This window comes from Ochrobactrum vermis, from assembly GCF_002975205.1.
GTDB classification, from domain to species: domain Bacteria; phylum Pseudomonadota; class Alphaproteobacteria; order Rhizobiales; family Rhizobiaceae; genus Brucella; species Brucella vermis.
The window spans coordinates 2,127,457-2,149,860 of sequence record NZ_PCOC01000001.1; the positions used below are offsets into that span (position 1 = coordinate 2,127,457).

The window sequence follows — 22,404 nt, forward strand, 5'->3', positions numbered from 1 at the left end:
GTTACATCGGCATAGGATGGTTGAGGGCGCTGGCGATCTCGGTCATGACCACGCGTAAAGCTGGAACCGTCTTCATATCGGAATGCACGACCATCCAAACCTCCCTTATGAGGGGAGCATGATCCGGCAGCGCTGGCGTCAGGTCCTCCTGTGTCTCGACCATGAAATCAGGCAACATGGCTATGCCTGCGCTTTCTCTTACAAGAGCGAGCTGCATCTCCAGCGTATTCGCGCGCAAGGCAATTGGCCGGGCACCTGCCAAAGCAAGCAGATAAGCCTGTTGCGGAGCGTCCTCCAGACTTTCGTCATAAGCGATAAACTGCCATTCTTCCGGAGGCGTTCGGGCCAGATAAAGTCGGCTCGCATAGGGACGGAATGCTTCCTCCCCCAGCCTGCGAATGGTGAGATCGCCACTGGTCGGGCGCGTTAAACGAATGGCTATATCCGCTTCCCGACGGTTCAGCGAACTGAAGCGCGCTTCTCCCATCACACGCATATGAATACCCGGATATTGCGCCGTGACCGCCGCAAGCGGCCCGGCTAGCCTTGCAACCGCGTAGGAAGGCGGCGCTGTCAGTGTAATGGTGGCGTTCATTCCAGTATCGCGGACCGCGCCGAAACGGCTGATAGCTTGCGCCTCATCTTGCATCTTACGGGCGATTGCCGCTATCCGCTCGCCGTCTTCCGTCAGCAGAAAGCGCCGCCCCCGGCGATCAACCAGTTTCAGACCGGTTTCGGATTCCAGGGCCGCCACACGCCGTCCTATCGTCGCGTGTTCTACATTCAGCAACCGCGCGGCACCCGACAAAGTACCCGTATCAGCCAAAGCAACGAAATAACGTACGCTTTCCCAATTCACCATTGTGAAATGTTTCCCATTCGATGCGATCAAATCGGCAATTTTTTCCCGTATCTCTATCGTCGATATTGTTCCGGATTTCAACGGAGGTGAAAGATGGACTACGAGATCATTTTGAATGAATCAGGCGAAGCGGAACGCCTTCAGACAGTCCCGCACACACCACGTAACCCCGATGCAGGTGAGATACGCATTCGCCACGAGGCGATCGGCGTCAACTTTGTCGATATATACCATCGGACCGGCTTGTATCCGCTGCCCACCTTTCCGGCTGCGCTCGGCGTCGAAGGTGCAGGGATCGTGGAAGCAGTCGGGTCAGATGTGACTGACCTCCAGCCAGGCGACAGGGTAGCCTATGCAGGCCTGCCGGTGGGGGCATATGCTTCAACCCGGCTCCTGCCTGCCCAAAGGGCGCTGAAGCTGCCCGATACAATATCGTCGAAGCTGGCGGCAGCAACCATGCTGCGTGGCCTGACCACCCACATGCTTCTTACCAATACATTTCCAGTCGGCCCGGATACGACCATGCTGGTGCATGCCGCAGCAGGTGGACTGGGCACCTTGCTGACCCGGTGGGGCAAGGTGCTCGGGGCAACGGTGATTGGAACGGTCAGCTCAGAAGACAAAGCCGAGACGGCCCGCCAGAACGGCGCGGATCATGTTCTCGTCGGACGGGATTGCGATTTCGTCGCGGCAATAAGGCGTCTTACGGACGGACAGGGCGTTCACGTCGCCTATGACGGGATCGGCGGAGAGACTCTGGCAAAAACCGCACAATCTGTGCGTCGTCTCGGAACCTTGGCGAGCATAGGTCAAGCCGGCGGAAAAATCTCCCAGGCCGTCATTGATGCGCTTGGCAATCAAGATGATCTTTCTTTCGTCCGGCCAAGCGTGATCGCCTACATCAACGACCTGGAAAACTATCGGAACTCTGCATCCCGGCTTTTCAACGTCATGGAAAAAGGGCTGACTGGAACCATTGGCGCCACCCATGCGCTGACCGAAGCAGCGCAAGCCCACCGCGCTCTGGAAACAGGAAAATCGTCAGGAAGCTTGCTCTTGATTCCGTAAAAACTGGATAGCTGCACTTCAGCTCTTAATATGGAAAAGCGTAGTCCACACCGACCAGATAGAGCCCATAGGGCGGGGCAACCTGCCCGCAGGCCTTGCGATCTCTGGCTTCCAAAGCCGCCTGCAGATCATCCGCCGTCCAGCGACCGACGCCCACTTCCATCAGGCTGCCTGCAAAGGAACGCACCTGATTGTGCAGAAAAGAGCGCGCTGATACGCGCATTTCCACATAATCGCCGTTACGGGTGATGTCGAGCCGGTCGAGCGTCTTGACCGGGCTTTTGGCCTGGCATTGCGTGGCGCGAAACGTCGTAAAGTCGTGTTCGCCCAGAAGCCGCTTTGCCGCTTCATGCATCGCTCCAGCATCGAGCCGCTTCTGCACCCACCATGCGCGCTGATAATCGATAGCCAAAGGCGCACGACGATTATGGATACGATAGAGATAATGCCGGGCACGCGCCGAAAAGCGCGCATCGAAACTGTCCGTCGTCTTCTCGACATTCAGGATACTGACGCGCTCATCCGCCATGACGAGATGGGCATTGACCGCATCGCGCACCTTGCCTGCATCCCAGTCCTTGGTGAGATCGACATGGACAACCTGTGCGGTTGCATGCACGCCCGCATCGGTACGGCCCGCAGCACCCAGCGTCAGGTCTTCGCCGCAGAACTTCTTGAAGGCCAGTTCGATGGCATTCTGCACCGCGTGGCCGTTTTCCTGCCGCTGCCAGCCGACATAGGGCGTGCCGTCATATTCGACAGTGAGCTTGTAGCGCGGCACGGGCCTACAAAACCTTCGTAACCGCTGCGCCACGCAAAAACTCTTGCGCAGGCAATGGCTTGCCGCCGGAACGCTGCAGCGTGACGAGCCGCACCGCACCTTCCTCGCAAGCAACCGTCAGGCGATCGTCCAGCATCGTGCCAGCCGCACCGGAGCCTTCGCCAAGCGTGGAGCGCTGCAACTTCACGCGCTCGACAGCGCCATTGATTTCCATCTCGCACCATGCGCCCGGAAACGGCGACAGACCGCGAATGGTGTTGTGCACATCCTTTGCGGGTTTCGACCAGTCGATGCGTGCCTCTGTCTTGTCGATCTTGGCGGCATAGGTCACGCCTTCTTCCGCCTGCGGCTGCAAGGCAAGGCTCTCGCGCTCAAGTGCGCCGAGCGCACGGATCATCAGGTCGGCACCGATCTGGCTCAGACGATCATGCAGTTCGCCTGCCGCCATGTCAGGTGTGATCGCAACCTTTTCAACCATGGCAACGGGGCCGGTATCAAGTCCCGCATCCATCTTCATGATCATCATGCCGGTTTCGCTGTCGCCCGCCATGATGGCGCGCTGGATCGGAGCAGCACCGCGCCAGCGCGGCAGAAGCGAGGCATGGCCGTTGTAGCAACCCAGACGCGGCGCATCCAGAATGGCCTGCGGCAGCAGCAGGCCATAGGCCACGACAATCGCGACATCGGCTTCGAGGCTTGCAAAAACCTCCTGCTCTTCCACGCCCTTGAGGCTCTTCGGCGTGAACACCGGAATGCCGAACTGTTCGGCCTTTTCATGCACCGGCGACTTGGTCAGCTCCAGCCCGCGACGGCCCGCCGGACGCGGCGGCTGCGTATAAACCGCAACCACTTCATAACCGTGACCGATGATGGCGGTGAGGATCGGCACGGAAAACTCCGGCGTTCCCATGAAAACGACACGCATTAAAGCACTTTCCCGGATGCGCGCTGGCTGGCGAGCTTCTTGAACTTCTTGATGACCATATCGCGCTTCAGCTTGGAAATATGATCGATGAAGAGTACGCCATTCAGATGGTCGATCTCATGCTGCAGACAGGTAGCCATCAGCCCATCGGCTTCCATCGAATGCGGCTTGCCGTCAGCATCGAAATAATTGACCTTGATGGCGGCTGGCCGTTCCACTTCGGCATAATAATCCGGGATCGAAAGACAGCCTTCCTCATAGGTGCTGGCTTCATCCGTCACGCCGATGATCTCGGGATTGATGAAGACATGCGGCGCTTTCGGTTCACCTTCCTTAGCAAGGTCGATGACCAGCATCCGGAGAGGCTCGCCCACCTGAATGGCGGCGAGGCCAATGCCCGGCGCATCATACATGGTGTCGAACATGTCGCCGGCAAATTTGCGCAGCTGGTCGTCAAAGCGCTCCACAGGCTTCGAAACCTGACGCAGGACGGGATCGGGAAGGATGACAAGCGGTTTTACAGACATGGGCTTTCACGTAATGGCTCACGCGAGAATCGTCAATTACACTTTGTAAAATGTTCTTGTTTTGATCTCATCAAGACGGCACGAATCAGCTAAGCTCTCTGCATGGAAAACCAGAATCTCTTGAATGAGCCGCTTCTGCAGCTCGGCGCCACATCCTTCACGCTGGGGAATATCCTGCTGGCGGGCATTGTCGTGCTGGTGCTGTGCCTTGCTATTTTTCTGATCGCGGCGACGCGCTCCGCCCGGCTGCGTGCCGTTGCAGAAGCGCAGGCCGAGGACCGTGCCCGCGACGCCGAACATCGCATGGCGGAAATCCTCAAAGCGCAAGCCGAGATGCAGGGCCGTATGCAGACCATGGCCGAAGTGTTCGGCTCGCGACAGGCCGAACTCAACCAGTCGATCCGCGAACGGCTCGACGGCATGACACATCGCATCGGCCAGACCATGACCGAGCAGACCCGCTCGACGCATGAAAACCTCGCCAAATTGCAGGAGCGTCTCGCCGTCATCGACACGGCGCAGAACAATATCCAGTCGCTTGCCGGACAAGTGGTGCAGTTGCAGGCGATCCTCGCCAACAAGCAGACGCGCGGCGCTTTCGGCCAGTCGCGCATGGAAGCGATCATTGCCGACGGCTTGCCGCAGGGTGCTTACGAGTTTCAGGCAACGCTTTCCAACAGCACCCGCCCCGATTGCCTCGTGCGCATGCCCAACAACGCGCCATCGCTGGTGATCGATGCGAAATTCCCGCTCGAAGCATGGAACACCATGCGCGAGACAGAACAACCCGAAGCCAGGAAATCAGCCGCCGCACAGTTTCGCCGCGATATGGAAATCCATATCAAGGATGTATCCGACAAATATCTGATCCCCGGCGAAACGCAGGATACGGCGTTCCTGTTCGTGCCGTCGGAATCGATCTTTGCCGATATTCACGAGCATTTCGAAGCGCTGATCCAGCGCGCGCACCGGGCGCGGGTGGTCATCGTCTCGCCATCGCTGCTAATGCTTTCCATTCAGGTCATTCAGGCAATCCTGAAAGACGCCCGCATGCGCGAACAGGCGCATGTCATTCAGGGCGAAGTGATCCGGCTGATGGAAGATGTGGGCCGCCTCGACGAACGTGTGCGCAAGCTGCAGACCCATTTCGTACAGGCCAACAAGGATATTGACGATATTCTGGTGTCTTCCAGCAAAGTCACGAAGCGCGGCGCGAAGATCGAGGCGCTGGAATTCGGTCCGGCACCTGCCGAGGAAACGCCCCGTCCGCAGGCGAGACCCGCAGAAAGTGCTCCGCCCCAGATGCGCCTGCGCGTGGTGGATGAGGACTAAGAGCTTCAAATAGCAAAGCCCGCGATTTGCGGGCTTTTTCTATTCGGGTTTTGACATCCTGTCAGAGTGACCGAGATCGCGGTCCGGCCAGACAAGATCACGCACGCGCTGTTTCAAAACCTTGGCTTCCGGAAAGCCGCCGTCACGCTTGCGCTCCCAGATAAGTTCTTCGTTGCCATCCGGCATCAGCACGCGGATTTCGAACACACCACCTGAGAGGTGGCTCGGTTTGTCTGAACAGTTTCGGGCGTTTCGCTAAGTGGATTTCCGCCTCGATTATGCCGCCACCATCATTGGTGCCAGCGCGTTGAAGTAGGCCTGATCCGGTGTCTGCCGGTCAAGGGATGAATGTGGGCGTCGGCTATTGTAAAAGGTCAGATAGCGGCCGATGCCAGCGCGGGCCTCGGACACTGTTTTATAGGCGTGGAGGTAGACTTCCTCGTATTTGATCGAACGCCAGAGCCGCTCGACGAAGACGTTGTCTCGCCACGCACCCTTGCCATCCATCGAGATGGCGATTTCCGCCTTCTTCAGCACCGTCGTGAAGTCCATCGAGGTGAACTGCGAGCCCTGATCGGTATTGAATATGTCGGGTCTGCCATAACGGGCCAGCGCTTCCTCGACTGCTTCGATGCAGAAGGCTGCCTCCATCGTGATCGACAGTCGCCACGACAGAACCTTCCGGCTGAACCAGTCCACAACGGCGCAGAGATAGACAAATCCGCGAGCCATCGGAACATAGGTCAGGTCCATCGCCCAAACCTGATTGGGTCTGGTAACCGCCAGCTTGCGCAGGAGGTAGGGATAGATTTTGTGCCCAGGTGCCGGTTTCGACGTGTTCGGGCGACGGTAGATCGCCTCGATGCCCATCTTCTTCATCAGCGTGGCGACGTGCAGTCGACCGGTTTGTAACCCTTCTCCCCTCAAGAGCCCTTGCAACATCCGGCTTCCGGCAAACGGGTATTCGAGATGCAACTCGTCGATCCGGCGCATCAGAGCCAGATCGCCGTCAGACACCGGACGCGGCGAATAATAGACACTGCCACGGCTGAAGCCGAGAAGCTTCGCCTGACGCACGACGGACAGCTTGTGCTCGCGGTCGATCATTTCTTTCCGCTCAGCAATCCCGCCTTGCCGAGCGCTCCGGCTAAAAAATCATTCTCCAGCGTCAGCTCCCCGATCTTGGCGTGCAGCGTTTTGACATCGACGGTTGGACCCGTCGGTTCCGCCTTCGCTTCATCGCCGAAAACGCCTGTCGCCCCCTCAAGGAGCTGGTCTTTCCATTGCTTGATCTGGTTGGCGTGCACGTCAAACTGTTGGGACAGTTCCACCAGCGTCTGCTCGCCTCGAATGGCGGCGAGCGCCACTTTTGCCTTGAAAGCCGGGCTATGGTTCCGGCGCGGTCGTCTCGTCATGGTATCTCCTGTTCACGGCATCTAAGCCGAAGTCAGGCAGAAATTCCACTTATCCCCCCTGTTCAAATTTCCCGAGCCAGCTCTCCTGTGCCAGGCCGCAATGCCACCTCACCTAAGTCCTGCCCGAATGTCTGTAGCAATTCCTGCGCCATCCATGCAGCGCGCAACAGCCAATTGCATTGGGTGCAGTAGGTGATGGAGATGCGGCATCGCATTACCATGATGAACTAAATCTTGCCGCCGGCACGTTCGTAAGCATTCTTAAGCTGAACAGCGAGCATACCTGATAGGAGATCTTCCATCACTGATAAATCTATTCTCCCGTCAGCAAAAGCCGCATCAGCAGCATCTAATGCTGCAAAATATGGATTCCTATTCTCGACAATCTGTTCCGGAATAGTTGGTGTCCCAGGGAATATGCTTCCGGTTTTAATGCATAGAATAACGTACGATAAAATTCTCGATGTGCGTCCATTACCATCCGAGAAAGGATGTATCCAATTTAGACGCCACATAATGTATGACGCCAAATGAATAGCAGTAGCGTCATTCCAGTGATCATTTACATAATCACACATTTCTTCGATGCGCTCAGCAACAAGATGCGCTTCAACCGGCTTATGCGTGCTTCCAAGTATCTCGACACCCGCTGGACGGAAGTTACCGGCATACGCACTTATCCCCGCCAACGCTTCGCGTTGAAGTGCCAAGACAACAGATACTCGAAGTTTAAAAGTACCGCGATCAAGCGCTTGCTGAACGACCTGCATCCCAAAATCATACTGCTTTAGCCCATTTCGGGCCTCAGCTTCAGCTTTTTTCCGCGAATCATTAATAATCTCGGCTTCAAGTGCTACGCTATGTCTTTCCTCTTGTTCTTCGTTATCCGCCATAGCGATTCACTCTTACTTATCAAGACTTAATTACTTTGTTCCAACAGAACGCAACTTCTCAGCCTGGTCATCGATCATGGCCCGAGTGATCATTTCGTTCTCAAACTTCGTATTTCCATAGGCAAAACTGCGACGCTGCTGTTCCAAGTCTTGCTTGCTTTGCTCGATTGTTTTGGCAGCTTCTATTAGCCGTTTCAAAGCTTCGGTCATCGCTAACTCCTGTCTGCCCAGTTCGGACAGCATTCCCCGCCCAGCACCCAAATCAGTCTATATAGGGTGCGGGAAAAGAAAGTTAAATTCCAGTGGTAAATTCGTGAACAACGCTCACAAAGGCAATGGAGTAATCATAGCCTCAATCATCGCCCATCTTGAGCGCCTGAATGAAGGCCTCCTGCGGGATTTCCACCTTGCCGAACTGGCGCATGCGCTTCTTGCCTTCCTTCTGCTTGTCCAGAAGCTTGCGCTTACGCGAAATATCGCCGCCATAGCACTTGGCCGTCACGTCCTTGCGCAGCGCCGAGATCGTCTCGCGGGCCACGATGCGGCCACCGATTGCAGCCTGGATCGGAATCTTGAACATGTGCTGCGGGATCAGCTCTTTCAGCTTTTCGCACAGCACACGGCCACGCTTTTCCGCCGCCGAACGGTGAACCAGCATCGACAGCGCATCGACAGGCTCTTCGTTGACAAGGATCGACATCTTGACCAGATCGCCTTCGCGGTAATCCGAAAGATTGTAGTCAAACGAGGCATAGCCCTTCGAGATCGACTTCAGACGGTCGTAGAAATCGAACACGACTTCATTGAGCGGCAGATCATAGGTGATCATCGCACGCGGACCGACATAGGTCAGATCGATCTGGAGGCCGCGACGCTCCTGACAAAGCTTCATGATGGCACCTAGATAATCATCCGGCGTCATGATGGTTGCGCGAATCCAAGGCTCTTCAATCGCTGTGATCTTGACCACATCAGGCATATCTGCCGGATTGTGCAGTTCCTTCTGCGAACCGTCCTGCATGTTCAGGCGATAGACAACGGAAGGCGCTGTCGTGATGAGATCGAGATCGAATTCGCGCTCAAGACGTTCCTGAATGATTTCAAGATGCAGAAGACCGAGGAAGCCGCAGCGAAAGCCGAAACCGAGCGCGGCAGAGGTTTCCATTTCGAACGAGAACGACGCATCGTTGAGGCGCAGCTTGCCCATGGCGCCGCGCAGATCTTCGAAATCCGCCGCATCAACCGGAAACAGGCCGCAGAACACCACCGGCTGCGCAGGCTTGAAGCCGGGCAGCATCTTGTTCGTCGGGCGGCGATCTTCGGTAATCGTGTCGCCGACGCGCGTATCGGCCACTTCCTTGATGGAAGCGGTGATAAAGCCCAGTTCGCCGGGGCCGAGTTCATCCATCTGAACCATCTTCGGCGTGAAGACGCCGGTACGCTCAACCGGATATTTCGCGCCCGTACCCATCATGCGGATGGTCTGGCCCTTTTTCAGCACGCCGTCGATGACGCGCACGAGAACGATAACGCCGAGATAGGAGTCATACCAGCTATCGACCAGCATGGCCTTGAGCGGCGCATTGCGGTCGCCTTCCTTCGGCGCGGGAAGCTGGGTGACGATGGCTTCCAGCACGTCTTCGATGCCGATGCCGGTCTTGGCGGAAATATGCACGGCCTGTGCGGCATCGATACCAATGACTTCTTCAATCTGCTGTTTCACGCGCTCTGGCTCGGCAGCGGGCAGATCGATCTTGTTCAGCACGACCACGATTTCGTGGTTGTTGTCGATAGCCTGATAGACATTGGCCAGTGTCTGCGCTTCCACTCCCTGGGAGGCATCGACCACCAGAAGCGAACCCTCGCACGCTGCCAGCGAGCGCGAGACTTCATAGGCGAAGTCGACGTGTCCGGGGGTGTCGATCAGGTTCAGCACATAATCTTCGCCGTTCTTCGCCTTATAGGTGAGACGGACGGTCTGCGCCTTGATGGTGATGCCGCGCTCGCGCTCGATATCCATCGAGTCGAGAACCTGATCCTTCATCTCGCGCATATCCAGACCGCCGGTCAATTGAATGAGGCGGTCGGCCAGCGTCGATTTGCCATGATCGATATGTGCGACGATCGAAAAATTGCGAATATGGTCAAGTGGTGTGCTCATGCGCGCGATTTAACAGCAAGCAGCGGAATCTCAAAGCTCTATTGCGCTTTAATTACTGGAAAAAGCCCTGCTATCATGATCGTGACAACAAGTCCCCTTTGCCTTGTGGCAAAAAGGCGATAAATCACCGGCAATACAGAAGCACCGCGACCGCTCTTCGAAAGCGGCGCAACTGGCTTTCATGCAGGAGTTTAGGATGAAGACCGAACCGAACGAAGTCCACAATAGGCCGAAACTGGTCACCGTTTTCGGCGGCTCCGGTTTTGTCGGGCGCGCGGTCGTAGCGGCTCTCACCAAGCGCGGCTACCGCGTGCGCGTCGCCGTGCGCAAGCCGGAAGTCGCCTATTACATGGCACCGCTCGGCAATGTCGGCCAGATCCAGATGGTGCAGGCCAATGTCCGCCATCGCGCTTCGGTCGAACATGTCGTCAAAGGCTCCGACCATGTCGTGAACCTCGTCGGCATTCTCGCCGAAAGCGGGCGCCAGCGTTTCAACACCGTTCAGGTGCTGGGTGCAAAGAACATTGCCGAAGCGGCCAAGACCGCAGGCATCCGCATGACGCATGTGTCCTCGCTTGCCGCCGACGCCAATTCGCCATCGGATTATGCACGCACCAAGGCGGAAGGCGAAAACGCCATTCTTTCGGCTCTGCCGGAAAGCGTCATCCTGCGCCCATCGATCATTTTCGGCCCTGAAGACCGCTTCTTCAACCGGTTTGCCAACATGGCGCGCTTCTCGCCGTTCCTGCCGGTCATCGGCGGCGGCGAAACCCGCCTCCAGCCGGTCTATGTCGGCGATGTGGCGGAAGCGGTCGCGCGCGCCGTCGACGGCAAGCTGATGCCGGGCGGCGTCTACGAACTCGGCGGCCCGGATGTGCAGCCGTTCAAGAACTGGATGAAGGACATGCTGCGCGTTGTCGACCGCAAGCGCATCCTCATCTCGATGCCTTGGTGGGTTGCCCGCTTGCAGGCATCGGTCCTCGGCCTGCTGCCAAATCCGCCGATCACCAATGATCAGGTGACGCTGTTGAAATTCGACAATGTCGTTTCCGACAAGGCGACCAAGGAAGGCCGCACGCTGCAGGGCATGGGCATCACGCCGGAAGGTGTCGACGCCGTGCTACCTGCCTATCTGTGGCGCTACCGCGTTGCCGGCCAGTACACCAAGACCGGCTTTGCGTGAACGATAGCCGACAGCGGAAATGAACAAGGGGCCGAAAGGCCCCTTTTCTTTTGGCTAACTTTTATGCGCCGAAGCTCTGTCAGAATTTTCGCTCTGACGAGGCGAAAATGGTGGCTTTCGAGAACCGGAGCGGAGTGTACTTTAGGGTACATGAGCACCAGAAGCGCAGAAAAACGCCATTTGCAGACCGTCAGCGCGGAAATAATGGCGGAGCTTTATCCCCAGACGAGAAGCGCAGCCAATCCCACCGACCCGACAATCAGGCGCCACCAGCCGAACAGTCTAAAGCCATGGCGGGACACATAATCGAGCAGATAGCGCACGACAAAAACGCCCGATATGAAAGCCATCACGAAGCCGACCCCGATCAGCGCGCCGTCGTTGAACGACAGGGTATTGTGGCTCTTGTAGAGATCATAGGCAAAAGCGCCTGCCATGGTCGGCATGGCGAGGAAGAACGAGAACTCAGCCGCCGAGCGCTTGTCCGCGCCGAGCAGCAGCGAACCGACGATGGTAGAACCGGAGCGCGACACGCCGGGGATCATGGCCAGGCACTGGATGAAGCCGATGGCAAGGCAGATCGGCAGCGGATAATCCATCACATCATGATAGCGCGGACGCAGATTGAGCTGGTCCACCCAGAGCAGAATGAACCCGCCGATGATAAGCATGATGCAGACCAGCATCGGCGTCTCGAACAGCACCCCCTTGATAAAGCCATGCGCCAGCGCGCCGATAACGGCAGCAGGCAGAAAAGCGATCAGGATACCGAAAACAAAGCGCCGCGTGCGGGCATCGCGAGGAAAATCGGTCAGGATTTTCAGAAGTTTTGCCGAATAAACGGTCAGAATGGCCAGAATGGCGCCGAGCTGGATCAGCACCTCAAAGGTCTTTCCTGTGGATTCAAAGCCGAGAAAATGACCGATCAGCAGCAAATGCCCGGTGGAGGAAACCGGGATAAATTCGGTCAAGCCTTCGACAAGACCGAGAAATGCGGCTTCCAGCAGATTAAAAATATCCATGAAGTCAGTACCTTAGAATAGTGAGTACAATGGAGGCATCTGAACCGGCCCGCGATTGCGGGTGTTGTGGCGACAACGAGCACGTCCAGCGATTGCTTGTCTCCCGCAAACATAGGTCTTATAGACTTTATATTCCGTTGAGGCGGCGTCGAATCGCTTGGCAGCAGAAATAGCCTGCTGCATGCGCAAACGCCATGCCAATCTCCGGACGTTCAATTCAAGCTTCAGTCGAGAGTCTCGCGTCGATCATGCTTACGCTTTTTCATCACCCCATGTCTTCGGGTTCGCGCTATGTGCGGCTCATCCTCGGCGAGTATGGCGTTGAAGCGGAGCTGATCGAGGAACGACCATGGTCACGCCGCAGGGAATTTCTGGCACTGAACCCGGCAGGCACCTTGCCCGTGCTTCTGGCTGAAAACGACCTTCCGGTCGTCGGCCCGACGGTCATCGCCGAATATCTCGATGAAACACGCGGCGCTTTGAAACGCAGCCGCCGTCTTCTGCCGGAAAGCCCGATGGAACGCGCCGAGGTGCGCCGCCTCGTCGACTGGTTCCTGCTCAAGTTCGAAAACGAAGTGACGCGCCATATCGCCCGCGAGCGTGTATTCAAGCTGCAGATGGCCGCCGAGATGGGCGGCAGCGCGCCGGATTCGACCGCCATTCGCGCCGCCCGCACCAATATCCGCCAGCACATGAAATATATCGACTGGCTGGCCGCCACCCGCGACTGGCTCGGCGGCGCGCATCCAAGCTATGCCGACACGGCGGCGGCGGCTTGCATTTCCGTTCTCGATTATCTGGGCGAGATCGAATGGAGTGAAACCAAAGCGGCACGTGACTGGTACGCCCGGATGAAGTCGCGCCCGGCTTTCCGACCCCTGCTTTCCGATCGTGTTCGCGGACTTGCCCCGGTGGCTCATTATGGCGACCTCGACTTCTAGTACCAAAACAGAAAAGCTGAAGCGCTTCCTGATCGAAGAGGCGAAGGCGGTTGGTTTCGATGCCGTCGCCTTCACCACGCCGGATGCAATTCCGCAAGCGCCGGAACGGTTGCGGCAATATATTGCCGACGGTCACCATGCCGATATGGAATGGATGGAAGAAACCGAAGCGCGCCGCGCCGATCCGGGTGTGCTGTGGCCGGAAGTCCGTTCCATCATGATGCTGGCCATGAATTACGGACCAAACGTCAATCCGCTCGCCATTCTGGACGAGAAGGACCGCGCGGCCATTTCGGTCTATGCGCAGAACCGCGACTATCATGACATCATCAAGGGCAAGCTGAAGCATGTGGCGAGCCGCTTTGCAGCACGCGCCGGGCAGGACGTCAAAGTCTTCGTCGATACCGCACCTGTGATGGAAAAGCCGCTGGCTGAGGCCGCCGGTCTCGGCTGGCAGGGCAAGCACACCAATCTGGTGAGCCGCGAGCTCGGCTCCTGGCTGTTCCTCGGTTCGATCTTCACCACGGCGGAAATCCCGCCCGACCAGCCCGACCGCGACCATTGCGGCTCGTGCCGCGCCTGTCTGGATGTCTGCCCGACCAAAGCTTTCCCGTCGCCCTATCGCATCGATGCAAGGCGCTGCATTTCCTATCTCACCATCGAGAACAAGGGACCGATCCCGCACGAATTCCGCGAGGCGATGGGCAACCGCATCTATGGCTGCGACGACTGTCTTTCCGTCTGCCCATGGAACAAGTTTGCGCAAGCCACCAGCGAAATGAAGCTCAAGGCGCGCGATGACCTGAAAGCGCCGCGTCTTGCCGATCTGTTGGCACTGGACGACCCTGCTTTCCGCACCTTGTTTTCCGGCTCCCCGGTGAAGCGGATCGGACGCGACCGCTTCATCCGCAATGTGCTGATTGCCGCCGGTAATTCCGGCGATGAGGCTCTTCTGCAGGATATTGAACGATTGCTCGAAGACGAAGCGCCGGTCGTGCGCGGCGCGGCTATATGGGCCTTGAAGCAGCTGGCCGGGCCGAACCGCGTCGATGCCTTGCAAAAACGTCTGGCCTCATCAGAAGAGGATGCTACGGTACAGGCAGAGTGGAATACTGCATCGGCCCGAAAATCGGAATCGATTTTCGGAAAGCACGATACGTAGATTTAATAATAGGCTAGAGCGTCCTTTGTGCGTCCTGAAGGTCGCACGGCGCTCTATGGAGACAGTCTGATATGCGCATTTTCCTGTTCGGGGCCGGATACTCGGCACAAGCTTTTGCCAAACGGATGACAGGAGAAGCGGAACGCATCGACGGAACCACACGGCATGAGCAGAAATTCCCGATCATCGAGAAATCCGGCATTTCGCCGGTCCTGTTCGATGGCGAGACGCCCTCGCCCGAACTTCTGGAGCGGCTTGCCAAGGCAACCCATGTGGTGATTTCGATTGCGCCCGGCGAAAGCGGCGATCCTGCGGTCGCGGTCGTTGAAGAAGCGCTTCGCCGCCCCGACAACACCATTCGCTGGATCGGTTATTTGTCAACGGTCGGCGTCTATGGCGACCATCAGGGCGAGTGGGTGGACGAGACGGCAGCCTGCAAGCCTGCATCCCGCCGTAGTCTGGAACGCGTCGAAGCCGAAGAGGCATGGGGACAATTGAGCGAACGGCATGGAACGCCGCTCGCGGTCCTGCGCCTTTCAGGTATCTATGGGCCGGGCCGCAACGCCTTCGTCAATCTGGAACGCGGCACTGCACGGCGCATCATCAAGGAAAATCAGGTTTTCAACCGCATCCATGTCGATGACATTGCCGGTAGCCTGCGCTTTCTGGCAGGCACGAATACGGGTGGCGTCTTCAATATCACCGATAATGAACCGAGCCCCCCGCAGGATGTCGTCACCTATGCCGCCGAACTGATGGGCGTGACGCCGCCGCCGGAAGTCCCCTTCTCAGAAGCCGACATGACGCCGATGGCGCGTTCCTTCTATGGCGAGAACAAGCGCGTCTCCAACCAGCGCATCCGGGATCTCGGCTATGAATTTGCCTATCCAGACTACAAGACGGCCTTCTCGGCCATGTGGCGCGAGGATTGCTGGCGCTGATTTGCATTGCCCCGATGGGGCTGCTAAAAATGCGACCACAATCAAACCGGGACAGACCTATGGGTAACGAAAAATCAGCAGATAAATAAGCCGCAGCAGCTTTCCAACCTGTTGCGGCATCTGCCCCGGATCAATTTCCTTTAAAGCGCATCCCGAAAACTGTGTAACGGTTTTCGATCTGCTTCAATCAGATCGAAACGCGCTCCAACGAAGGCAGATCGCCGCCCGATTTTTTCTCGAGCGGATGCTTCGTCATGCCTTTTGATAACAAACAAACCCCGCGCTGGGGTCACTCCCTGCCTTTTGCACTCGTGCTGATGGCGCCCTTCGACATTCTCGCCTCACTGGCCATGGACATCTACCTACCGGTGGTGCCGTCCATGCCCGCCATCCTGCAAACGACACCCACAATGGTGCAGCTCACGCTCAGCCTCTACATGGTGATGTTGGGTGTCGGGCAACTCCTGTTCGGCCCGTTGTCAGACCGTTTCGGACGCAGGCCCATCCTGCTTGGCGGCGGATTGACCTTCGCCCTTTCGTCCTTCGCTCTGGCGATCACCGACAATGCCACAGCTTTCGTGGTGCTTCGTTTCGTGCAGGCAACGGGCGCCTCGGCAGCACTTGTCGCCACTTTCGCAACGGTGCGCGACGTCTATGCGGCACGTCCAGAAGGCGCGACGATCTACGGCCTTTTCAGCGCCATGCTTTCCTTCGTTCCGGCGCTTGGGCCAATCGCTGGCGCACTCATCGCAACAGGCTTCGGATGGCGAGCAATTTTTGCAACGCTTGGCATGTTCGGCCTGGTCGCAACATGGCGCGCTTTGCGCCACTGGCACGAGACGCGACCGATCACCAATGCATCAAGCACTGGAAGTCTGGGCCGGATTATGAAGGATTTCGGTTTCTGGACCTATACATCGGGCTTTGCGACGGCAATGGGCACGTTCTTCGTGTTCTTTTCCACGGCGCCGCGCATTCTGATCGAGCGCGGCGGTTTCGGCGAAACCAGCTTCAGCCTTGCCTTTGCAAGTGTTGCCGTCGTCATGATCGCCGCCACACGTATCCTGCCGCGCCAGACACAGAAATGGGGCGCCCGCACCAGCGTCGCACTTGGTATGGGCGTGCTCCTTGCCAGCGCGCTTCTGCTTTTCGCAGGCGAAAAACTGCTGCAACCATTGTTCGCAAGCCTCATCGTCCCGATGTGGCTTGCCGCTGTCGGGATCGTGCTCACGGCATCCATGACGGCAAATGGTGCACTCGCAGCCTTTGACGACAGTGCAGGCATGGCGGTCGCCATCTATTTCTGCATTCAAAGCCTGATCGTCAGTCTGGCAGGAACCGCACTCGTCATTTTCCTGCCCGGCGATACTGCCTGGCCATTGATAGCGTTCTGCACATTCATGCCGTTACTGGTTCTGGCCTTACTTGCGAGGATACCGAAGAGCTGACGGAAATGGCGGTCGGCAGCGCCAAACTGTCGACCGCCATTGAAGCCCCGCCGTCGACACAGCATAATGCCTGCAATCAGGTTGCCTTGATTCGCAGCCGCATCCCGCTTGGCAAAACATGGAATCGCCCCATGATCGCAAACAAACTGAAGAAGATCGTTCTCGCAGCCTCGCTGGCCGCAATGATCGCGCCCGACTTCGTGCCGGTGGCCATGGCGGAAGACATGCCTGCCAAACAGGCTTTCGGTGGAGAGGCGCTTCCCGTTCTGACGCAGCAGCCGCAATCCATTGGCTTTTATGCCAAAGGATGTCTTGCCGGTGCCGTGGCACTGCCCACAGACGGACCGAACTGGCAGGTCATGCGCCTTTCGCGCAATCGCCGCTGGGGCCATCCACGCATGATCGGTCTCTTGGAAAAATTATCCCGCGATGCGGCAAAGGACGGTTGGCCCGGCCTTCTCGTCGGCGATATCTCGCAGCCTCGCGGCGGGCCGATGCTCACCGGCCATGCTTCGCATCAGGTCGGGCTCGACGCCGATATCTGGCTGACGCCGATGCCGAAAAAGCGCTTCACCGATGCCGAACGCGAAAGCGTTTCCGCCGTATCGATGCTGAAAGGGGATTCGCTTTATGTCGATCCCAAGAAATGGACCCCTGCCCGCACGGCCCTGATCAAACATGCCGCAAGCTATCCGGAAGTTGAACGCATCTTCGTGCATCCGGGCATCAAGAAGCAGCTTTGCGACACGGTGACGGGTGACAGAAGCTGGCTCGGCAAGGTGCGCCCCTATTGGGGTCACTTCTATCATTTCCATGTGCGTCTGACCTGCCAGCCCGGTTCGCCCCAGTGCAAGGCACAGCCGAAAGTGGCTGCAGGTGACGGTTGTGACAAGTCGCTCGCATGGTGGTTTACCGACGAGCCTTGGAAGCCTGCAAAGCCGTCGAAGGAGCCGCCGAAAAAGCCGCGTCCGGTGATGGTTTCCGATCTTCCGAAAGCCTGTGCTGCCGTCCTGAACGGCCCTGCACCGAATTCGGTCGCGGATGTCACCTACGGCGTGCAGTAGAAAGGCTTTTAGCGCTTTTCAGGTCTTTGGCACTTCGCTATAGATTTAAACGATTTAGAACGCCAGAACGGTTCCTGTCAAAATGAGTTGTTGGAACCGCTCTAACTATTTGTTTCATCGCATTTTCCTACGCAAAACCGTTTCACACCTTTGCTGGAAATGCTCTAATGACAAGGTTATCAACTCGTAAGGTTGCTCATTCATGACGGAACGCCTGCGCATCGCATTGATCGCCCACGACCAGAAGAAGGATGACATGGTTGCCTTTGCAACGGCTCATGAGCAGGCTCTCGCCCGCTATGACATTGTAGCGACAGGCACAACCGGCGGCCTCATTCTGGATGCCTGCCCCTCGCTCAGCATTCAGCGTGTGAAAAGCGGGCCGCTTGGCGGGGACCAGCAGATCGGCGCGATGATCGCGGAAGGCACGGTCGAAGTGCTCATCTTCTTCATCGATCCGCTATCGCCATTACCACATGATGTCGATGTGAAGGCGCTGACGCGCCTTGGCAGCGTCTATGATATTCCAATGGCGCTCAATCGCGCGACAGCCGAAAAGCTGATCAAGGCGCTTGATTGAAACAACACATAATGATGCGCCGCAGGCAGTTCACCTACAGGCGGAAGACATGACCAGGGAGAGGACGTGCTGGCGACTACAGCGTGTCTCCCAAAAGTGGGAAGCAGTTTTGGGACAAAGACATGCATGAAAACAAAGAGATAGAGCGGGCCGAACAGAGTTTCCGGTTTCCAGTACTCGTCGGCGATATCGGCGGGACCAATGCCCGCTTTGCTATCCTCGTGGATTCTAATGCCGAGCCGAAGGAGTTTCCCGTTCTCCAGACGGCGGATTATGCCACCATCGATCAAGCGATACAGAGCGCCATTCTCGATCACACCTCGATCCAGCCACGCTCCGCCATTCTTGCTGTGGCTGGCCCCGTCGACGGTGACGAGATCGACCTCACCAATTGCGACTGGGTCGTACGTCCGAAGAAGATGATCTCCGATCTCGGTTTCGAGGATGTGACCGTGCTGAACGATTTCGAGGCACAGGCACTCGCCGTTGTGGCTCTCGGCAGCGATCATCTGGAACAGATCGGCGGCAAGCCCGAAGAAGTGATCGCCACCCGCGTCGTGCTCGGGCCGGGCACGGGGCTTGGCGTTGCCGGTCTCGTCCGCACGCGCCATGCATGGGTGCCGGTGCCGGGCGAAGGCGGTCACATTGATATCGGTCCCCGGAGTGAACGCGATTATCAAGTTTTCCCGCATATCGAGCGCATCGAAGGCCGCGTCGCGGGCGAGCAGATCCTGTGCGGCCGTGGCCTGCGCAATCTCTATCTTGCCATATGCGCCGCCGATGAAGTTTCGCCAACGCTGGAGACACCCGCCGACATCACGTCAGCCGGGCTCGACGGCAGCAACGCGCAGGCGGAAGAAACCCTGCATTTGTTCGTCACCTATCTCGGGCGTTTTGCGGGCGATCTGGCGCTGATCTTCATGGCACAGGGCGGCGTCTATCTTTCCGGCGGCATTCCACAGCGCATCCTTTCCGCACTCAAGGCTGGTGCTTTCCGCGAGGCCTTCGAAGACAAGGCCCCGCACAAGGCGATCATGCGCGATATTCCTGTCCGCGTGATCACGCACCAGCTCGCAGCCCTCGCCGGGCTTTCCGCCTTCGCGCAGGCCCCTGCCCGTTTCGAAGTCTCTACCGAAGGGCGGCGCTGGCGCATCGACTGAGCAACAAAGCTTGAGGATGGTCAAGCCGCACGGATAACGTTATAGAAACGCTGCACTGAAATTGCCGATGGCTTTTCCTTTGCAGCGTTTCCGTATGGGAAGTCGTATTTTTCAACGATAGCCGCCGGGCCAGCCGGAAGGCTAAGAGACAAAAAGCGCTTTTGCACGTGAGTCTATTCAAGAAGAAAAACAAGAAGATCGATACGGGCGAAGCCACCCGCGTAATCCGGCGCATGATGTCGGAAAACATCCGCGAATATAAGAAAAACTACATTATCGCCATTCTGGCATCACTCATTGTCGGCGGATCGAATGGCGCGCTGGCCTATCTGATGAAGCCGATGATCGACAAGATCTTCTACGAGCAGAATCTGAGTCTGGTCTGGGTCATTTGCGGCACATTGCTGGCCGTCTTCATATTGCGCGGCATTTCCGGCTACATACAGGCGGTGGAACTGGCCAAGATCGGCAATAATCTGGTCGCGCGCTATCAGAAGCGCATTTTCGACCATCTGATGAAGCTTGGTCTCGATTTCTACAACGACACCCGTTCGGGTCATCTGGCGGCGCAGATCAACCAGAATGTTTCCGGCATCCGCGATCTTCTCAACATGACGATCTCGTCGATCGCGCGCGACTTCATCTCACTCGTCGGCCTCGTCGGCATGATGTTCTACATGGACCCGGTTCTGTCGGTAGCGATTTTTCTGATCGGACCGCCGCTCATTCTCGCCGTGGCTTATATTTCGCGCCGCATTCGCTCCGTCACCCGCGATCTCGTGCATCTCAATTCCCATCTGCTGGGCGCCATGCAGGAATCGATTCAGGGCATTGCCATCGTCAAAGCCTTTACGATGGAAGATCAGTTGCGCGCCAAAATCGGCAAGCTTATCGATCAATCCGAAGGCCGTAGCAACAAGATCGCCAAGGTCTCCGAGCGCACAACGCCCATTTCCGAAATGCTGGCCGGTGTTGCCGTCTCCGGCGTGCTGGCCTATAGCGGCTATCGCGCCATTCTCGAACAGCAGCCGCCCGGTGCAACCTTTGCCTTCATCACTGCAATGCTGCTTGCCTATGATCCGGCTCGCCGCCTCGCCCGCCTTCAGGTCGGACTGGAAAAGGCGCTCGTCAATGCGCGCATGATCTATGAAGTGCTGGATATTGAGCCGCGCCAGCGTGATCTTCCAGGCGCTGTGGCGCTGAAAGCCGGTCCCGGCGAAATCCGCTTCGAAGATATCTATTTCTCCTACAACGAGACAGCCCCGGTGCTGCATGGCGTCAGCTTTGTCGCCAAGGCGGGCGAAACCACCGCCGTGGTCGGCGCTTCAGGCGCGGGCAAGTCGACGCTCATCAATCTTGTCCAGCGCTTCTACGATCTCGACAGCGGCAAGATCCTGTTCGACGGGCAGGATATCGCGCAGGTCAAGAAACGGTCGCTGCGCCACGACATCGCCTATGTCTCGCAACAGCCCTATCTGTTCGAAGGCACCATTGCCGACAACATCCGCTATGGTCGCCCGGACGCGACGGATGAGGAAATCATCGAAGCCGCGAAGCTTGCCCATGCGCATGAATTCATCCTGCAACAGCCGCAGGGCTACGATACACCGGTCGGTGAAAACGGTGTGACCCTTTCCGGTGGCCAGCGCCAACGCGTTTCCATCGCCCGCGCCATTGTCCGCAATGCGCCGGTTCTTCTGCTCGACGAGGCAACTTCCGCGCTCGATAATGAATCGGAGAAGCGGGTCCAGCAGGCGCTGGAAGGTATCATGCAGAACCGCACCACAATCGTGATCGCCCATCGCCTTTCCACGGTGGTGAATGCAGATCGGATCGTGGTGATGGAAGCCGGTCGCGTGGTGGAGGAAGGTCGCCACGACGATCTGATCGCTATCCAGAACGGCGTCTATGCCCGCTTCTACCAGTTGCAAAGCGGCAACGGCGATATCATCACCGAAAAGACGGCAGAAGAATTGCGGACAGGAGAAACCCGATGAGCGGCGAAACACAGAACAGCGAAATCGGCCTCGTCGTTGTCGGCGCCGGCGGGCGCATGGGCCAGACGCTGATCCGCACCATCCAGACCATTGAAGGCGCGAAACTGGTCGGCGCCATCGAACGTTCCAGCTCTCCCCTTCTGGGCCGCGATGCGGGCGAAGTGACCGGCATTGGCCCGCTCGGCGTTACCATAACCGACGATCCGCTGCCGGTTTTTGCCAAGGCGCAAGGCGTTCTTGATTTCACAAGCCCCACAGCCAGCGTGGAATTTGCAGGGCTTGCCGCACAGGCGCGCATCGTTCATGTGATCGGCACGACAGGCTGTTCGACCGAGGATGACGAAAAAATCCGTGCCGCTGCCCGCCACGCAACCATCGTCAAATCCGGCAATATGAGCCTTGGCGTCAATCTTTTGTCCGTTCTTGTTCAGAAGGCGGCACAAGCGCTCGACCCGCAAGATTTCGACATCGAAATTCTCGAAATGCATCACAAGCACAAGGTCGATGCACCGTCGGGCACCGCGCTGCTTCTCGGCGAAGCCGCAGCCAAGGGGCGCGACATAGCACTGGCGGAAAACAGTGTCCGCGTGCGCGACGGCTATACAGGCCCACGCGAAACAGGTTCCATCGGCTTTGCAACATTGCGCGGCGGTTCGGTGATCGGCGATCATTCGGTGATGCTGGCCGGTCCCGGTGAGCGTGTCGTTCTCTCCCATCATGCCGAAGACCGTTCGGTCTTTGCGCGCGGCGCCATCAAGGCTGCACTTTGGGCCTATGGCAAAAAACCCGGTCTCTACTCGATGCTCGACGTTCTCGGGCTGAACGACTGATTATTTCCACCGGAGCGCCGATCCGATCTGTTCAGATCAGCGCTCCAGAGTTTTGTTTTATCGCGCATCTTGTCCGAAAACCGCTTCACACTTTTCGGGATGCGCTCCAACG

General features: G+C 57.6%; 21 protein-coding genes and 2 pseudogenes. 12 read left to right on the plus strand and 11 right to left on the minus strand.

Annotated features, from left to right (window positions below; genetic code table 11):
• Window position 1 precedes the first annotated feature (1 nt).
• The gene (locus CQZ93_RS10495) at window positions 2-862 is read right to left on the minus strand and encodes a LysR family transcriptional regulator (RefSeq protein ID WP_105542514.1); all 861 of its coding nucleotides are present in this window, start codon (window positions 860-862) and stop codon (window positions 2-4) included.
• A gap of 93 nt (window positions 863-955) precedes the next feature.
• Between CQZ93_RS10495 and CQZ93_RS10500 the strand changes: the two genes are divergently transcribed.
• Window positions 956-1,930 (plus strand): quinone oxidoreductase family protein, encoded by a 975-nt coding sequence (locus CQZ93_RS10500; protein WP_105542515.1) that lies wholly within the window; start codon window positions 956-958, stop codon window positions 1,928-1,930.
• 25 nt (window positions 1,931-1,955) lie between these two features.
• On the opposite strand, the gene truA is transcribed toward CQZ93_RS10500, so the two are convergent.
• Genes truA through def form a run of 3 tightly spaced genes read right to left on the minus strand, consistent with a single transcriptional unit; the run spans window position 1,956 to window position 4,163 of the window.
• Entirely contained in the window at window positions 1,956-2,711 is a 756-nt protein-coding gene (gene truA / locus CQZ93_RS10505) for a tRNA pseudouridine(38-40) synthase TruA (protein WP_105542516.1), read from the minus strand.
• A gap of 4 nt (window positions 2,712-2,715) precedes the next feature.
• Complete coding sequence (gene fmt, locus CQZ93_RS10510) at window positions 2,716-3,636, minus strand: methionyl-tRNA formyltransferase (RefSeq protein ID WP_105542517.1); 921 nt, start codon at window positions 3,634-3,636, stop codon at window positions 2,716-2,718.
• Window positions 3,636-4,163: a peptide deformylase gene (gene def, locus CQZ93_RS10515; RefSeq protein ID WP_105542518.1), complete on the minus strand. Its 528-nt coding sequence runs from the start codon at window positions 4,161-4,163 to the stop codon at window positions 3,636-3,638. Before def ends, fmt begins: the two co-directional genes overlap by 1 nt.
• Before the next feature lie 102 nt (window positions 4,164-4,265).
• On the opposite strand from def, the gene CQZ93_RS10520 reads away from it, so the two are divergent.
• Entirely contained in the window at window positions 4,266-5,495 is a 1,230-nt protein-coding gene (locus CQZ93_RS10520) for a DNA recombination protein RmuC (protein WP_105542519.1), read from the plus strand.
• A 39-nt stretch (window positions 5,496-5,534) separates the two neighbouring features.
• Here CQZ93_RS10520 and CQZ93_RS10525 read toward each other — a convergent pair.
• The 6 genes and pseudogenes from CQZ93_RS10525 to lepA form a co-directional block, all read right to left on the minus strand.
• Window positions 5,535-5,711 (minus strand): annotated as a pseudogene (locus CQZ93_RS10525) (Rdx family protein); the annotation flags it as partial.
• Window positions 5,712-5,771: 60 nt separating this feature from the next.
• Window positions 5,772-6,910 (minus strand): IS3 family transposase gene (locus CQZ93_RS10530; RefSeq protein WP_105541261.1). Its coding sequence is split into 2 segments (ribosomal slippage): window positions 5,772-6,643 and window positions 6,643-6,910, totalling 1,140 coding nucleotides; the frame shifts between segments, so codons are not numbered across the junction.
• Between the two features lie 83 nt (window positions 6,911-6,993).
• A pseudogene (locus CQZ93_RS10535) lies at window positions 6,994-7,131 on the minus strand (Rdx family protein); the annotation flags it as partial.
• 6 nt (window positions 7,132-7,137) lie between these two features.
• Window positions 7,138-7,803 (minus strand): Fic family protein, encoded by a 666-nt coding sequence (locus CQZ93_RS10540; RefSeq protein WP_105542520.1) that lies wholly within the window; start codon window positions 7,801-7,803, stop codon window positions 7,138-7,140.
• A gap of 30 nt (window positions 7,804-7,833) precedes the next feature.
• Window positions 7,834-8,013: a hypothetical protein gene (locus CQZ93_RS10545; RefSeq protein WP_105542521.1), complete on the minus strand. Its 180-nt coding sequence runs from the start codon at window positions 8,011-8,013 to the stop codon at window positions 7,834-7,836.
• Between the two features lie 142 nt (window positions 8,014-8,155).
• On the minus strand, window positions 8,156-9,964 hold the full coding sequence (gene lepA, locus CQZ93_RS10550) for a translation elongation factor 4 (protein ID WP_105542522.1): 1,809 nt from the start codon (window positions 9,962-9,964) through the stop codon (window positions 8,156-8,158).
• A 196-nt stretch (window positions 9,965-10,160) separates the two neighbouring features.
• Between lepA and CQZ93_RS10555 the strand changes: the two genes are divergently transcribed.
• The gene (locus CQZ93_RS10555) at window positions 10,161-11,147 is read left to right on the plus strand and encodes a complex I NDUFA9 subunit family protein (RefSeq protein WP_105542523.1); all 987 of its coding nucleotides are present in this window, start codon (window positions 10,161-10,163) and stop codon (window positions 11,145-11,147) included.
• Between the two features lie 215 nt (window positions 11,148-11,362).
• On the opposite strand, the gene CQZ93_RS10565 is transcribed toward CQZ93_RS10555, so the two are convergent.
• Complete coding sequence (locus tag CQZ93_RS10565) at window positions 11,363-12,169, minus strand: undecaprenyl-diphosphate phosphatase (RefSeq protein WP_105542525.1); 807 nt, start codon at window positions 12,167-12,169, stop codon at window positions 11,363-11,365.
• A gap of 248 nt (window positions 12,170-12,417) precedes the next feature.
• On the opposite strand from CQZ93_RS10565, the gene CQZ93_RS10570 reads away from it, so the two are divergent.
• The 9 genes from CQZ93_RS10570 to dapB all read left to right on the plus strand — a co-directional run bounded on the left by CQZ93_RS10570 (window position 12,418) and on the right by dapB (window position 22,292).
• Complete coding sequence (locus CQZ93_RS10570) at window positions 12,418-13,110, plus strand: glutathione S-transferase family protein (protein WP_105543267.1); 693 nt, start codon at window positions 12,418-12,420, stop codon at window positions 13,108-13,110.
• Window positions 13,091-14,272 (plus strand): tRNA epoxyqueuosine(34) reductase QueG, encoded by a 1,182-nt coding sequence (gene queG / locus CQZ93_RS10575; protein ID WP_105542526.1) that lies wholly within the window; start codon window positions 13,091-13,093, stop codon window positions 14,270-14,272. The genes CQZ93_RS10570 and queG overlap by 20 nt, the downstream gene beginning before the upstream one ends.
• A 71-nt stretch (window positions 14,273-14,343) precedes the next feature.
• A complete protein-coding gene (locus tag CQZ93_RS10580; protein ID WP_105542527.1) occupies window positions 14,344-15,213 on the plus strand; it encodes an SDR family oxidoreductase in 870 nt (289 codons plus the stop codon).
• A 254-nt stretch (window positions 15,214-15,467) separates the two neighbouring features.
• Window positions 15,468-16,661: a CmlA/FloR family chloramphenicol efflux MFS transporter gene (cml, locus tag CQZ93_RS10585; protein WP_105542528.1), complete on the plus strand. Its 1,194-nt coding sequence runs from the start codon at window positions 15,468-15,470 to the stop codon at window positions 16,659-16,661.
• Between the two features lie 131 nt (window positions 16,662-16,792).
• The gene (gene mepA, locus CQZ93_RS10590; RefSeq protein ID WP_105543268.1) at window positions 16,793-17,725 is read left to right on the plus strand and encodes a penicillin-insensitive murein endopeptidase; all 933 of its coding nucleotides are present in this window, start codon (window positions 16,793-16,795) and stop codon (window positions 17,723-17,725) included.
• 202 nt (window positions 17,726-17,927) lie between these two features.
• On the plus strand, window positions 17,928-18,305 hold the full coding sequence (locus CQZ93_RS10595) for a methylglyoxal synthase (RefSeq protein ID WP_105542529.1): 378 nt from the start codon (window positions 17,928-17,930) through the stop codon (window positions 18,303-18,305).
• A 122-nt stretch (window positions 18,306-18,427) separates the two neighbouring features.
• Window positions 18,428-19,465, plus strand: a complete 1,038-nt coding sequence (locus tag CQZ93_RS10600; RefSeq protein ID WP_105542530.1) for a glucokinase — start codon at window positions 18,428-18,430, stop codon at window positions 19,463-19,465.
• A 167-nt stretch (window positions 19,466-19,632) separates the two neighbouring features.
• A complete protein-coding gene (locus CQZ93_RS10605; protein WP_105542531.1) occupies window positions 19,633-21,462 on the plus strand; it encodes an ABC transporter ATP-binding protein in 1,830 nt (609 codons plus the stop codon).
• On the plus strand, window positions 21,459-22,292 hold the full coding sequence (dapB, locus tag CQZ93_RS10610) for a 4-hydroxy-tetrahydrodipicolinate reductase (RefSeq protein WP_105542532.1): 834 nt from the start codon (window positions 21,459-21,461) through the stop codon (window positions 22,290-22,292). Before CQZ93_RS10605 ends, dapB begins: the two co-directional genes overlap by 4 nt.
• Window positions 22,293-22,404 lie beyond the last annotated feature (112 nt).